The organism is Paraburkholderia sp. GAS32, assembly GCF_050434225.1.
Taxonomy (GTDB): Bacteria; Pseudomonadota; Gammaproteobacteria; order Burkholderiales; family Burkholderiaceae; genus Paraburkholderia; species Paraburkholderia madseniana.
The window spans coordinates 1-13,215 of record NZ_JBNPVS010000093.1; the positions used below are offsets into that span (position 1 = coordinate 1).

Annotated in this window: 11 protein-coding genes and 3 pseudogenes; 9 read left to right on the plus strand and 5 right to left on the minus strand. The window is 59.4% G+C overall.

Annotation, left to right across the window (positions count from 1 at the left end):
- Positions 1-215 precede the first annotated feature (215 nt).
- Positions 216-350, plus strand: coding sequence for an entericidin A/B family lipoprotein (locus P3T25_RS47410; protein ID WP_154566170.1), 135 nt, complete (start codon positions 216-218; stop codon positions 348-350).
- A gap of 91 nt (positions 351-441) precedes the next feature.
- On the opposite strand, the pseudogene P3T25_RS47415 reads toward P3T25_RS47410, so the two are convergent.
- Positions 442-645, minus strand: a pseudogene (locus P3T25_RS47415) (transposase); the annotation flags it as partial.
- 509 nt (positions 646-1,154) lie between these two features.
- Between P3T25_RS47415 and P3T25_RS47420 the strand changes: the two are divergent.
- Positions 1,155-2,327, plus strand: coding sequence for a porin (locus P3T25_RS47420; protein ID WP_429364582.1), 1,173 nt, complete (start codon positions 1,155-1,157; stop codon positions 2,325-2,327).
- 265 nt (positions 2,328-2,592) lie between these two features.
- On the opposite strand, the gene P3T25_RS47425 is transcribed toward P3T25_RS47420, so the two are convergent.
- Positions 2,593-3,348 carry a hypothetical protein gene (locus P3T25_RS47425; protein WP_429364584.1) on the minus strand — a complete coding sequence of 252 codons (756 nt, stop codon included), beginning with the start codon at positions 3,346-3,348 and terminating at the stop codon, positions 2,593-2,595.
- Between the two features lie 559 nt (positions 3,349-3,907).
- Between P3T25_RS47425 and P3T25_RS47430 the strand changes: the two genes are divergently transcribed.
- Entirely contained in the window at positions 3,908-5,020 is a 1,113-nt protein-coding gene (locus P3T25_RS47430) for a porin (protein ID WP_154566173.1), read from the plus strand.
- Positions 5,021-5,967: 947 nt separating this feature from the next.
- On the opposite strand, the gene P3T25_RS47435 is transcribed toward P3T25_RS47430, so the two are convergent.
- Entirely contained in the window at positions 5,968-6,537 is a 570-nt protein-coding gene (locus P3T25_RS47435) for a YSC84-related protein (RefSeq protein ID WP_154566174.1), read from the minus strand.
- Positions 6,538-6,773: 236 nt separating this feature from the next.
- Between P3T25_RS47435 and P3T25_RS47440 the strand changes: the two genes are divergently transcribed.
- The 3 genes from P3T25_RS47440 to P3T25_RS47450 all read left to right on the plus strand — a co-directional run bounded on the left by P3T25_RS47440 (position 6,774) and on the right by P3T25_RS47450 (position 9,803).
- Complete coding sequence (locus P3T25_RS47440; RefSeq protein WP_429364586.1) at positions 6,774-7,040, plus strand: hypothetical protein; 267 nt, start codon at positions 6,774-6,776, stop codon at positions 7,038-7,040.
- 97 nt (positions 7,041-7,137) lie between these two features.
- Entirely contained in the window at positions 7,138-8,340 is a 1,203-nt protein-coding gene (locus P3T25_RS47445; RefSeq protein WP_429364588.1) for a hypothetical protein, read from the plus strand.
- Between the two features lie 335 nt (positions 8,341-8,675).
- Positions 8,676-9,803, plus strand: a complete 1,128-nt coding sequence (locus P3T25_RS47450) for an aminotransferase class V-fold PLP-dependent enzyme (RefSeq protein ID WP_429364590.1) — start codon at positions 8,676-8,678, stop codon at positions 9,801-9,803.
- Positions 9,804-10,217: 414 nt separating this feature from the next.
- On the opposite strand, the gene P3T25_RS47455 is transcribed toward P3T25_RS47450, so the two are convergent.
- Positions 10,218-11,663 (minus strand): DEAD/DEAH box helicase, encoded by a 1,446-nt coding sequence (locus P3T25_RS47455; RefSeq protein WP_266240430.1) that lies wholly within the window; start codon positions 11,661-11,663, stop codon positions 10,218-10,220.
- A gap of 221 nt (positions 11,664-11,884) precedes the next feature.
- Between P3T25_RS47455 and P3T25_RS47460 the strand changes: the two are divergent.
- From P3T25_RS47460 to P3T25_RS47470, 3 genes and pseudogenes are all read left to right on the plus strand, one after another.
- Positions 11,885-12,208: pseudogene (locus tag P3T25_RS47460) on the plus strand (helix-turn-helix transcriptional regulator); the annotation flags it as partial.
- A gap of 67 nt (positions 12,209-12,275) precedes the next feature.
- Entirely contained in the window at positions 12,276-12,650 is a 375-nt protein-coding gene (locus tag P3T25_RS47465) for a VOC family protein (protein ID WP_429364592.1), read from the plus strand.
- A gap of 93 nt (positions 12,651-12,743) precedes the next feature.
- Positions 12,744-12,875, plus strand: a pseudogene (locus P3T25_RS47470) (alanine--glyoxylate aminotransferase family protein); the annotation flags it as partial.
- Positions 12,876-12,885: 10 nt separating this feature from the next.
- Here the strand turns inward: P3T25_RS47470 and P3T25_RS47475 are convergent.
- A complete protein-coding gene (locus P3T25_RS47475; RefSeq protein WP_429364594.1) occupies positions 12,886-13,119 on the minus strand; it encodes a helix-turn-helix domain-containing protein in 234 nt (77 codons plus the stop codon).
- Positions 13,120-13,215: the final 96 nt, after the last annotated feature.

Sequence of the window (13,215 nt, forward strand, 5' to 3'; positions counted from 1 at the left end):
AATTCATCGATCTCTTCTGTCATTGCGATCGCCCGCAGTCTCTATTACTTCATACTACCAGGTATCGCTTTTTATTGACACAGTAAGACTAGCAGACTTAACGAACTTCACCGGATGCCGCGTCAAGCGATGCCAACAGGCGAAACAGGCAGCGCCGACGGCAAAATCGTCTAAAATTAATCTGGTCCGATCCTGATTTGAACAAGGGGAAGATAATGATTCGATTGATTGCATGGATGCTGATTGCTGGTACCGTAGTTCTCGGCGGCTGCAACACGATGGCGGGCGCAGGCCAGGACATTTCGAAGGGAGGCCAGGCGATCAAGAATGAGGCACAGGAATCCAAGTAAGGGAACCAGCTGAGCGAGTGCGCCAACGAAGTCAAGACCCGAAGTCAGGAGCCGAACTCAACAAACTCATTCGCTCCCAATCATCGCAGCAGACGAAGCGGCGACATACGTTGCGGATGCCGGTGCCGTTGTCACGGCGGAAGTCAGCTATGGTCTTGAAGTCCGGCGCAAGACGGCCGGTGAGCCACATCAATTCAACATTGCGTTGGCATTCGCGTTCCAGGCGGCGGCTCGACTGAACCCGGTTCAGGTAGCCGTAGATGTAGATCTTCAGCAGCACGGCCGGATGCTTCTCCGAATGTCCCAACCTCGCAAAAAGAGCGGCCGCTCACCATCCCGACTACGCACGGTCAGCGAAGCCTGAACGACCATTTGTCTAACGTTTAGCTCTATCTCGACGAACGGTCGTGCCAGCGAACAGCCGAGGCATCTGTACATCGGTTTGTCAAAACGTACCGGCAACATGTCGAGGCCAGATCGAGGTGTCGGCGTGCGTGTCGTTGTGTCAAAGCCAGATACAGATGGGCGCTGTCAGATGTCATGTCAGTGGTGGGATGCCGGCTAACCTGATGCCGTCGCTCCAATACAACGGCGATGCGTCCCGGATGCGTCCCGGATGGGATGAAAAACAGCACCGCGCCTTTTCTGGCAGGGATTTCGCCAGAATTATTTCGGATTTATGACGAATTATCTCAGCAAAACGTAACGGTGAAATCCAGCCCGGAAATGACATCATGAGGCTACCTGCCTCTTATACTCGCGCCGCTGTTTTCCGCCTGAATCGCAATCCGCTGGAGTTAATTCATGAAAAAGATCCCCGTAGCTCTCGCCGTATCCGCTGCACTCGCCGCATCGGCCGCCCATGCACAGAGTTCGGTCACCCTGTACGGCCTGATCGATGCCGGCCTGATGTATACCAACAACGTCAAGACCTCCGCCACTTCGCACGGCGGCCTGTTTCAGGCAACCAACGGCACCATTAACGGCAGCCGGTTCGGTCTGCGTGGCGCCGAAGACCTCGGTGGCGGCCTGAAGGCCATTTTCGTGCTGGAAAACGGCTTCAACGTGCAGAACGGCAAGCTCGGCCAGAACAGCCGGATGTTTGGTCGTCAGGCGTTTGTCGGCCTGAGCAGCAGCGATTTCGGTACGGTGACGCTGGGCCGCCAGTATGACTCGCTGGTGGACTTCGTGGCACCGCTGTCCGGTACGGCCGGCACGTTCGGCGACACGGGCTTCGCGCACCCGTTTGACAACGACAACCTGAACCACACGCTGCGGATGAGCAACGCGGTTAAGTACACGAGCAGCAATTATGCAGGCCTGAAGTTCGGCGGCCTCTACGCGTTCTCCAACAACACTGACTTCACGCTGAACCGTGCTTACAGCGCGGGCGCAAGCTACGAGTTTGGCCCGTTCAAGATGGCCGCCGGCTACCTGCAGATCAACGGCAACGGCGCTGCCCCCCAAGTGAACACCAGCGGCGCAGTTGATCTCGGCGAAGCGCCTGCCCAGACGGCTGGCTTCCGGTTCGGGGCGAACGTTCAGCGCACGATCGGCGCGGGTCTGAACTACACCTTCGGCCCGGCAGTGGTCGGCTTCGTGTATACGAACAGCTTTTATCAGGGCACCCAATCGTTCAACCTCAACAACGGTTCGCAGCGCTTCAACAACTATGAACTGAACGCCAAGTACACGCTGACACCGGCGATTACGCTGGGCATCACTGACACGTACACCGATGCCCATCTGTCAGGCGCGTTTAATGCGACCGGTACGCAGTACGGCACGGATCCGAAGTGGAATCAGGTCAACTTGCAAGCTGTCTACGCGTTTTCCAAGCGCACGGATGTTTACGCCGAAGCCATGTATCAGCACGCAATCGGCCAAAACGTTGTCGCTTTCATCAATACGTCGGGTGGTGCGTCGTCGACGGCAAATCAGGTGGTCGGCACGGTCGGGTTGCGCACGCGCTTCTAAGGAAGCCTGAAGCGGAGCCGGTTTAGCCCTGTCTCAGGGCGCAGCAGCAGTGTGCGCCGGCAAAGGCACCCGCCGGCGCAAATTCATTTGGGCACGACCGCTACAGCTTGCCTGAAGAGGTCGCGTCCAGATGTGTTGGGACTCTCGTCGCTGGTCCAGACGAAACGGCGGTCACGGCGCAGTGAATGCGGAGCGAGAGTCCAACGACGATGGACCGTTCCTGGCCGACCTCTGCCTGATGACGCCAGCCTCAAACTGCCTCAGTTCACATCATGCCGCCGGGGGCGCTCCCTGTTCCGCCAGTGCCGGATGAAGGTGTGGACGTCGTTGTGAGCGGATGGGCGAGACCCGCCGCGGACAGCAGTGAGACGGCAGCCGGATCGGGCATGCCATTGACATCGATGGCGCCTGCTGTCGCCAGCGCGCCGAGATCGCTGTCCACCCCTGCTTGCCCGACGACAAACGGCGTCGTCAGAAACGCCGGTGCCGTCAGCGTGACCGCATATCGCTGCTGCAGATTCGCGACAACTGCCGTTTGCGCAGCCAGTACATCGGTCTGATTTTCCAGCACCCGCTGGAACTGTGAATTGTTCTGGAAGTTCGCAATCAGACTGGCCTCGGTTGTGCCAAGTTGCGAAGCGAGATAGACGAGCATCAGTTCGGTCTCAGGCGTCGTATTGAAAGTGCCGCCGGCAAATGCCAGCGAATGCAGGGTCGTGCCGCCGGCGGTCACGGTGAGGATGCAGGGAAGCGTGGCGTTGAGGGTCGTGCTGTAGTGGCCACCGCCGTCTGACAGGGTGGAGCCCGAACCCGACGCGCAACTGAGGCTAACCGTCGCGCTGGCGAGCGCCTTGCCGATGGCTGCCGTGCCGGATACGGCGACGTTCGGCGTCCCGTTTCCGCCGCTACAGCCGTCGAAGCCGAAGCAGGCGCTTCCGCCGCACGCGGCGAGTGTGGCGAGCGAGGCCGCGCAAAGTGCAGCCAGCACCGGGCGAACAAAAGGCGCATCGTGAGTGTTCATGGCCGCCTGCCGTTGACAGAAGAGGATAGGGCGAGCCGCCCCACACAAAGGGACTGGCGCTATTTATAATTTTAGGCCCTGTACGCCGAAGTCGTTTATCGCATCAGTCTCATTCACGCCGTTATCATCCATCGCAGTCATCCGAGATCCGTCGTTTCAGCATTCAGCGAATGTCAACTTCCGAGCGAGACGTGGGACGGGAGTCGACCCACCTCAGACGGTCGTCCATGCCGCATCTAGACGACCGCTTTCAAGGTTAAACGGCCACCCCGGCTATTCTGGCGTCTAGTCGCGTTTCTGCGGCTTTGTACCGTCAGCCTGGCCTGCTGCCGCTCAACAACGCTGAGCGGCAGCAGGCATAACAGGGCTGTTCCGACCATATACAAGAATTCGCTGGCACTGTCCGGTGATACGAAAGTCAATCCAATGTTGTAAACGGGAGACAAAAATTGAAAACAGATCCCGATTTAATTTGACGGAAATATCATTGCGCGCAGGCCAAAAGCCGCGCATGAACCGCAGCGGTTATATAGACCAGCGGTTTGCCTTACAACTAAACATGGGGAGATACTCTGTGAAGAAAACCATCAGCGCCATCGGTGGCGCACTTATCGCCATCGCGGCCCAATCCGCTTTCGCGCAAAGCTCGGTCACCCTGTACGGCATCGTCGACACGAGCGTCCGCTATCTCACCAACGCCAATGCGAACAACGACAGCCAGGTATCGATGGGCGTCGGCCCGATCACCGGAAGCCGTTGGGGCTTGAAGGGTTCTGAAGACCTGGGCGGCGGCTTGTCTACGGTGTTCCGGCTTGAGAACGGCTTCAACCTGTGGAACGGCCAGTTTGCGAGCCAGAATACCCTCTTCAACCGGATGGCTTATGTTGGGCTGTCTAGCAACCAGTATGGCACGGTGACCTTCGGTCGCCAGAATACGCCGCTATTCGACCAGCTAGGGAACGTCTACGACCCGCTGACCGTCGGTAACTACGATCAGGACGGCTGGCTGCCTGGCGCACTCGGATACGGCCTGCGCCAGAACAACTCCGTCAAGTACAACGGCCAGTTCGGCGGCCTGAACGTGGAAGCCATGTATAGCTTTGGCGGTGTGGCCGGCAGCACCGGCGCGAACAACATGTACGGCTTGACGGCGGCCTATACGTACGGCGGCTTGTCCCTTGATGCCGGCTTTCAGCAGAACAGCGATGCACACAACAACAAGTTCAATGTTGTCAACGTGAGTGCTGTCTATGCGTTCAGCACGGTCAAGGCCTACGCAGGCTGGCTGCATGCGCAGGACAACACCGGTATGGTCGACCTTTTCATGTCGGCCGCGAACTCGCCGGCTGCCGCCTTTTCGGCGCCGGTGACGAATACCAACCGCATCGACGACGGCTTCTACGTCGGTACCACCTGGCAGGTCACGCCGCCGCTGCTGCTGACTGCCGCAGCCTACTACGATCACTCCCGCAATGCGTTGAACGCCGACGGCACCACGCTCGGCCGCGGCGTCCGCTACTCGGGCGTGCTGCTAGCCGAATACTCGCTGTCCAAGCGGACCGAAGTGTATGGCACGGTCGATTTCATCCGCGGCACTGGCGCGGCGAAAGCAGACTTTCCAGGCCGCAACAACCAGACCGGCGTCGCGCTCGGCCTTCGCAACATATTCTGATTCGTGCTGCCCGGTTTGCCGCCGGGCATCGCGCTTCCGAACCACCGGCGCGCGCTTTTTCTATACGCGCGCAGGTGGGGCGCAATGTGCTGCGGATGACCGGTCCGGCCGACAACACGCCTGACGTGTGCGGCGCACGAAGGGCCGTTATCGGGGCGGAGCGGTCCTTCGAACGTCCGGGTGAAAGCGTGGGGCAACGTCAGTAGATGGCCGAACCCGGAGCCCGTCAGTCACCGGCTCTGCCTCGACGCGAATTTCCCTTGTCGACCCTTCCCGTACGGCCACCTTCTGTGCACGTATGGCGGGATTACGCGTCGAACGGGACATTCGGCGGATACGCGGTAAAGTGCACAGCGTCAAGCAGGACGGCCGGTCGTCGAATGGACCGTGCTGCTAGTGTCGCTGGCTTCCGCTGGTGCGTTCATCCTCGCCATACGCCTCGCCATAGAGAAAAGGTTCGGCGATCCGAGACGGAACGCTCCGCGGCACGGTCACTGCGATTCGAAAGCGCCTTGGATGCTCGCAGTCGAAGGCCGTAGCCCTTCGCAAACATCTCGTGCAACACACGCAATCCAGTCAGGCGACGACTAAAGCGATAAGTCAATCCTCAGAACCGCGAGAGGAGCGATACGCAGCGAAAAGCATCCAAGCCGCTCCGGCAACGCAAAAAAAAAGATACCGGCCGCGCGCAATACACTGCATCGCTCGGCCGGCCCTGAAATCGCGCCGAATCCCGCGTAGGCTGGCGCCGCGCCGGCCGGCGGCCAACTGCATCAAAACGAGCCCCCAAGAGGAGAGCAGGCGGGGAGGCGGACTGCGATCTTGAAGCTGCTGGGACCACCCTCGGCCCGCACGACCGATCGGCGGCCGCATTGGCGCGCACGGTTGCCGGACCGCCCCCAGCCCGCTGTAGGCCAGCAAAACGTGCCGGGGGCATATTTCGCACTTTACTTATCGTTTTCATCAAACTTAACAATCCTCTGGCCTTGCATGCCAAGACCGGCCATCAGGCCCGTTTGGCCAAAAATGAACGAGTAGACATCGGATTTCAACGTAGTAGTTGTCATAGACCTGGCCATCCCTGCATCCACTACTACGACACTCGGCCCCATACCAACCGATAATCCGGCGCCGCTGGTGAGCGTAGTCATAGCCGAGTCGGTCATGAGAAACAAGGCCTCCGAGAACGATTGGGCGCCAGCCTGCAGGCCATACGAGACTGCGCGTGCTCTGTAGTACCCAAGGACTTTCCCGTCTGGACCAAACATCACCCCTTTCCCGCCTTGCGCACCGACGATAAGCCCGGCCTTGACAATGTCGGGAAACACGACGACGGCCTTCGCCTGGTATTGGAGTTCCTTCGCCTTTGGAGTGCTGGCAAATAGTTGTTGAAGTGCCGCTTGCGCTTTGTCGACTAACTCAGGGTCTCCGCCATTAGCAACGGTCGGGTTCGTCGAGCAGGCCACGACAAACAGAAAGACGGGAATCGCGAGAACAAACCGAAGGGATCTGATCATGATGCAGGCTCCATTAAACATATCGTAATCGCGGTATTGAGCGCGCACGCGCCGCGACAGCGAGACTCACATGAATAGTGGTAGTTGCGGTCCGATCAAACAATTGGACCTTGGTCCAATAGCGTTGTCCTGAGTCAGCCGACCAAGAACTCCGTCGACGACGGATGATGGGTGAGACGGATGGCCGTTAACCGAAAGCTTTGGATCCCTCGATAGGCCTAGCCGGGCGTCCCTTGATGGCCGCATCCCATCCGAAGCTGAACTTCCGTGACCATGACCGGATCGTGCCCGCGATCAAGTCGATTCACACGCCAGATGTTGCCGGCGGAAATACACTCCTCACCGCCGCCGCCAACGATGACATGCTCGTCGGTTCCATTGCCGCCGGAGCAGGCAAGAATTTCCGGACCGACAACGTCAGTATTGCTACGGTTGTTCGGCACATAGGCTTTCGCCTGGGTTATACCCGGAAACACTACCCTGAGCCCTTAAGGACGTGCTAAAAATAGTCGATATCCCGTAAGCGCGAGTGAAGGTCCGGTCCGGAGATTGGAGAGAGAATCCCACGCGGTCTGTCGCACGGAATTCCGAGGTGAAAGTATGGAAAAAAAAGTGCTCGTCGCGGTAGCCGCTGCGCTTATGTCTTCTGTGGGCGCGCTGCATCCCGAATCCGCTCGTGCCGCTGATGCCGCAGCCTCGGCCTTCGAAGACTCGACCGTCGACGCCTCTCTCGACCCCGGCGAAAAACGCGTCTCCACCGATGCCGACATTCAGGCGCGCCTGGCAGACCTGCGCTATGCGTATTTCATCGGCTATAACGCGCGCGCCAGGGAAGACTCGAAATCCTATGCGACGTTGGGCGACGAGGTGAAGCATCGGCAAAAGCCGCTTGCTGCGCCGGCCATGCCCGCATCGCCGAAGCCGGTTGCCGAGCGGGTTGCACCCCCAAGGCGGGTCGTAGCGCAAGCCGCGTCGCCGAGGCAAGTATCCGCGCCGGTCACATCGCCGAAGCGGGATGCTGCTGCGCGAGCCACGCCGCCCCGGCAGGTCGTCGCGCAGGCCGGCCCTGTGCCGTTGAAGCACGGCTCCGCGCAAGTCGCGTCTGCGCCGCCGAGGCGGGTCTCTGTACCGGTCGCGTCGTTGAAGCAGGCTTCACTACGGGTTACGCCGCCTAAGCGGGCTGAAATGCAGCCCGTGCCTCTGAAGCAGGTTTCTACGCGGACTACGTCGCCGAAGCTGTTTGCCACCGAGTCCGAGCCTCCCATACTGATTCCGACGCAAGCCGTGACGGCATTGCCGCATGATGACGACTCGCAGTTGACGCAGAGGCGCGATTTGCAGAACGCTCAGCGGGCGGTGCCGCAATATCGGCAGGCCGATGAGGAACCGCAATACGCGGCGGAGCAGGGGACTCAAGCGGCTTACAACCGGCAAGCCCGGCAATATCAGAATCAGCAGCCCCAGCAATACGCAGCGACGCCGGCGTATAACCAGACGTCAACAGAGTCTCAGGAGTCAGGTGGGTACGCGAGGCGGGAATACGCGCCGCCGCCTCGAACTGTTCAGGCTAATCAATACGCGCCAGCTCCGTATCCGCCCGCGCGGTACCAACCGGCTGACGCGCAGTCCGCCTATGTACCTCGGCCGCCCACTCAAGCGGCGGCGCAGCAGGTCATCATAGTGGGCCGCCCGCCTGCCTATCCGGCATACAACGAGATGTACACGCCGCCTGAACTGCGCCGGCCGTACCCCGCCGGTTACGGCAATCCGGCGCAGCCTGCCGGATATCAGGGATGGGAGTAGGCGCACTCACTCGCATGTGCCGTTGGGCGCGCTGACTCGCGTATGCAACGGGCCGTTACAGGCGTCCCGTTTCCATGATGGCAGCAACATGCGCATGCCGGACACGTGCGATGGCACTGCCGTGACTCCGATCGCCTATCAGGGCGATTCCTGCGAAGGTCCATAATCGTACCGATTGTCGCCACTGGCGCATTCCCAACCGGCGTGACTCGGCGGCTGGTTCATGCCGAAACTTGCTGGATGGGTAACGGGGGCGTCTCGGCCAATACCGTTACAGGCGGCTTTCGTTAGAATGTGTTTGCGATCCTTATATTCGTTTATAACCGGAGACAAACGTGCCAGGCTTACTTCCCGATGTCGACCGCGAGGGACTGCTCGAGTATTCAGTCGTGTACACCGACCGATCAATCAATCATATGTCGCAGCTCTTTCAAGGAGTCATGCGTGATATTTCCGGTTCTCTGAAGAAAGTCTACAACGCGAAGTCGGCCGTTGTCGTGCCGGGCAGCGGGACGTTCGGCATGGAAGCTGTTGCCCGGCAGTTCGCAACGGGCAAGAAGTGTCTGGTGATTCGCAATGGCTGGTTCAGTTTCCGCTGGTCGCAGATTTTCGACATGGGCGGCATTCCGTCTGAATCGATCGTGCTGAAGGCGCGCCCGGTCGAACAAGGGAGACAGGCTGCCTATGCACCGCCACCGATCGAAGAGGTAGTCGCTGCGATCAGGGAACACAAGCCGGATCTGGTCTTTGCGCCGCATGTCGAAACCGCATCCGGGATCATGCTGCCGGACGCTTATTTGCGCGCGGTGGCCGACGCTGTGCATGCTGTCGGCGGCATGTTTGTACTGGATTGCATTGCGTCCGGCACGGTCTGGGTCGACATGAAGGCGAGCGGCGTTGACGTCCTGATCAGCGCGCCGCAAAAGGGATGGAGCGCGTCACCGTGCTGCGGGCTGGTCATGCTGAGCCCGCTTGCCCGCGAAAGAATCGACGGAACAACCAGCACCAGTTTCGCTTGCGATCTTCGCAAGTGGCTGCAGATCATGGAAGCCTACGAGAACGGTGGGTTCGCGTACCACGCAACGATGCCCACGGACGGTCTCGCTACGTTGCGTGATGTTATGAAGGAGACCGAGGCATACGGCTTCGATAAAGTGAGAGTAGAGCAGCTTGAACTCGGCAAGCGCGTTCGCTCACTCCTCGTGGACAACGGTTTCAAAAGCGTGGCGGCCGAAGGTTTTGAGGCTCCGGGCGTCGTCGTCAGCTACACGGACGATGACGGAATACGATCCGGCAAGAAGTTCGCTGATGCCGGCTTGCAGATCGCGCCTGGCGTTCCCCTTCAATGCGACGAGCCTGAAGATTTCAAGACCTTCCGCATTGGGTTGTTCGGCTTGGACAAACTGCATGACGTTGAAGGTGCGGTGGCCAGGCTCGCGAAGGCGCTGGACAGTATTCTTTAGGGCGGTTTTTTTGTTTTGCGGAGGATGTGCGTATTGGTCGTCATCGCGAACGCCTCGGGAGCAGGAAACCGAGGCTAGGCTATACGCACTATTCGGCCTTATGGAAAGCTTCGCATAAGGCCGATCAACGGTCTGGCACTTCGCATCGGTGATCGGCAGGTCATCGGGGCGGATTCAACCGGTGGATGCAATAGTTTGCTGGAATCGCTCGGTTGGCGTCTCGTAGTCCAGGGCCTTTCTCGGGCGCTCGCTACGCACGATTACAACGTCCGTTCGGCCCCGAAGTTGTTGTGGATCCTGCATTCAGTGCGCCGTTACCCGCCGAGCTGAGGCACGCCGAAGCCGCGCCGCTGCCTGCCAGCGGGCCCCAAACCGCCAGCCTGTTCCAGGGCTGGTGTTACTCATCCCCACGGATCAGGGTTGGCGTTTGCCGCGGCCACCAGCGGGTTTGCCAGCCGGCTTACGTGAACCCGCAGCTGGCTTGCTGGCGGGCTTGCTGCGTGGCTTTTGCACGCTGAATGGGCTACCGCTGGACAAGCTTGTGCCTTTGCCCGCGGCCACAGCGCGCTGCGCCGCAGGCTTGCGTTTGTTTTCGCCACTTTGCGGGCGCGGTTTATTGCTGGGCACCTGCGTGGCGCGCGGCGCAGCTTGCGGCACTTTGGGCTTCTTGGGCTTTTTGGGTTTCTTGATGATCTCGCCTGTCGCGCTAGTTTGCGGCACGCGGTGTTCGGCTTCAAAACCCGGCTCTTCTTCACGGCGCAGTGTTTGCCGGATCAGCGCTTCAATCGCGGCCAGTTGCGGCGCTTCATCGGCACACACAAGGGACACCGCCACGCCGCTGGCGCCCGCGCGGCCGGTACGGCCAATACGGTGCACATAGTCTTGCGCCACGATCGGCAGATCAACGTTGATCACCAGCGGCAGGTCGTCGATATCCAGCCCGCGTGCAGCCACATCGGTGGCCACCAGCATACTTACTTCGCCCGTCTTGAAGCGCTCCAGCGCACGCAGGCGCGCGGGTTGCGGCTTGTCGCCGTGGATGGTGTCGACCGCATAGCCCGCTTCATCCAGCATGGCCGCCAGGTAATCCACGCCAATGCGGGTTTTGACGAACACCAGCGCGTGCTCCCAGTTGTTCTCAGCCACAAGGTGCATGAAGAGGTCAGGCTTGTTCTTTTTATCCACCGGCACCACCCACTGCTTAATCTTGCTGGCCGTGGCATTGGGCGGGCTGACGCTGATATTGACCGGGCTGCGCAGAATGCCCGCCGCCATGGCGCGGATATCATCGGTAAATGTGGCAGAGAACAGCAGGGTCTGGCGCTGAGCGGGCAAGGCAGCAAAGACGGCGTTGAGTTCGCGCGCAAAGCCCAGATCCAGCATGCGGTCGGCTTCATCCAGCACCAGCGTTTGTACTTGATCAAACTGCACTGCGTTCTGGCGATTGAGATCTAGCAAACGGCCCGGCGTGGCAACGAGCACATCCACGCCTTTGCGCAACTTCATCATCTGCGGGTTGATACTCACGCCGCCGTAGGCGGCCAGAAATCGTAAGTCGAGGCCTTTGCCGTATTCGATAAAGCTTTGCAGCACTTGTTCGGCCAGTTCACGCGTGGGCACCAGCACCAGAACACGCGCGCGGTTGCTGGACACCGCCGGGCCGTGTTGCACTAGCCGTTGCAACAGCGGCAGCGCAAAACCCGCCGTTTTGCCAGTGCCGGTCTGTGCCGCAGCCATGACGTCCTTGCCACTGAGCACAGCAGGAATCGCCTTGGCCTGCACCGGCGTAGGTGTCTGGTAATTGAGGTCCTGCACATTACGCAGCAAGGGATCGATCAGGCCAAGCGAGGCAAAAGACATTGGCGTATTCCGGGCTAAAGCCGCAATTCTAGCGGTTACCGCCTGATTGCGCCGCGCAGATCAAAGGTCAAAAAGATCGACGTTGATCGCCACTGAAAAACGTAGCGGTCCACACAGATCGTCAACAATGCGATATCTATCCGGAAGCAACCTGTTGCATTCGGTTCGAAGTAACCGATAGCCTCGTCGATTTACTTGAGTTCCGATATCAGGATCAACATATGGCCCGCTCTGAACGTCTTCTTAGTCTCCTGCAAGTGCTACGGCGTTACCGACGTCCCGTGAGTGGTCAAGCTTTGGCCGAGGAACTCGGCGTGAGCATTCGCACGCTATACCGGGACATCGCCAGTTTGCAGGCGCAAGGAGCGATGATCGAGGGGGAGCCGGGCGTTGGTTACGTGATGAAACCGGGTTTCATGCTGCCGCCAATGATGTTCCGCTCAGAGGAACTCGATGCTTTGGTTCTTGGCATGCGCTGGGTGGCTGATCGCTGCGACAAGACGCTATCGGACGGCGCGCTGAGCGCGCTTGCGAAGATAGCCGCACGATACTGCCAGAATCTGACAGCATCGTCTTTTAGACTGAGCTCCCTTTCTTAGCCAGGAGCTCAAAATGAAGTTTGCGTCTGTTCGTGTTGTTACCCAGGATATCGAAGGTCTGGTCGAGTTTTACCGAAGGCTTTCCGGTCTCGAGGCTGTACGGCCGGCTGATGGGTTTGCGGAAATACAATTCGAAGGGGCGGCGCTTGCGATTTCGTCTGAGCACCTGATCAAGCTGTTTAATGTCGGTGCCGCCACTGCGGCTGCGAATCGGTCGGCGATCCTGGAGTTTGAAGTGGAGGACGTTGATGCAGTGTTCGAACGGATGAATGCGTCGGGGACAGAAATCGTTATGCCGACGACGTTGATGCCGTGGGGCAATCGCGCTCTCTTGCTGCGCGACCCGGATGGGAACCTCGTCAACATATTTTCTCGACCCAAGCGTTGAGAAAGTCCACCGGACCACGGTAACTTTCCCTGACAGTTCGCGACGGGCAAGAAGTGTCTGGTGATTCGCAATGGCGGGTTCAGTTTTCGCTGGTTCGCTTGCGATCTTCGCAAATGGCTGCAGATCATGGAAGCCTACGAGAACGGTGGGTTCGCGTACCACGCCACGATGCCCACGGACGGTCTCGCAACGTTGCGTGACGTCATGAAGGCCAGTGCGGGATATGCGGCCAATGTCAACCGGACTGCATCGGCTCGACGCTCTTACCGAAGCGCCGAGCGTACTCTGCGGGACTCACCCCGAAGCGGCGTGTAAATGCCTTTCTTAGCACGTCGACGCTGTCGTAGCCATTCTGACGACAGATGTCTTGCATCGATCTCTCGCCAAGCGCAAGCGAACGGCAAACGGATTCCAGCCGGACGTTTTCGACATATCTTGCGGGTGTGGTCTGCAATTCTCGCTGAAACATGCTGGTTAACGTCAACTATCTTTTCCGGCCGCGCGACAACTATCTTGTCCGGTCGACGGGGGTAATTGTCGCGGGTCAGGTGCTCATAGCTGTCGC

Excerpts from the sequence above, each read along its gene's own strand:
- P3T25_RS47455 (WP_266240430.1), bottom strand. The coding sequence starts at position 11,663 with ATGTCTTTTGCCTCGCTTGGCCTGATCGATCCCTTGCTGCGTAATGTG.
- P3T25_RS47465 (WP_429364592.1), top strand. The coding sequence starts at position 12,276 with ATGAAGTTTGCGTCTGTTCGTGTTGTTACCCAGGATATCGAAGGTCTG.
- P3T25_RS47430 (WP_154566173.1), top strand. The coding sequence starts at position 3,908 with ATGGGGAGATACTCTGTGAAGAAAACCATCAGCGCCATCGGTGGCGCA.
- P3T25_RS47420 (WP_429364582.1), top strand. The coding sequence starts at position 1,155 with ATGAAAAAGATCCCCGTAGCTCTCGCCGTATCCGCTGCACTCGCCGCA.
- P3T25_RS47410 (WP_154566170.1), top strand. The coding sequence starts at position 216 with ATGATTCGATTGATTGCATGGATGCTGATTGCTGGTACCGTAGTTCTC.
- P3T25_RS47435 (WP_154566174.1), bottom strand. The coding sequence starts at position 6,537 with ATGATCAGATCCCTTCGGTTTGTTCTCGCGATTCCCGTCTTTCTGTTT.
- P3T25_RS47445 (WP_429364588.1), top strand. The coding sequence starts at position 7,138 with ATGGAAAAAAAAGTGCTCGTCGCGGTAGCCGCTGCGCTTATGTCTTCT.
- P3T25_RS47425 (WP_429364584.1), bottom strand. The coding sequence starts at position 3,348 with ATGAACACTCACGATGCGCCTTTTGTTCGCCCGGTGCTGGCTGCACTT.
- P3T25_RS47475 (WP_429364594.1), bottom strand. The coding sequence starts at position 13,119 with ATGTTTCAGCGAGAATTGCAGACCACACCCGCAAGATATGTCGAAAAC.
- P3T25_RS47440 (WP_429364586.1), top strand. The coding sequence starts at position 6,774 with ATGGCCGCATCCCATCCGAAGCTGAACTTCCGTGACCATGACCGGATC.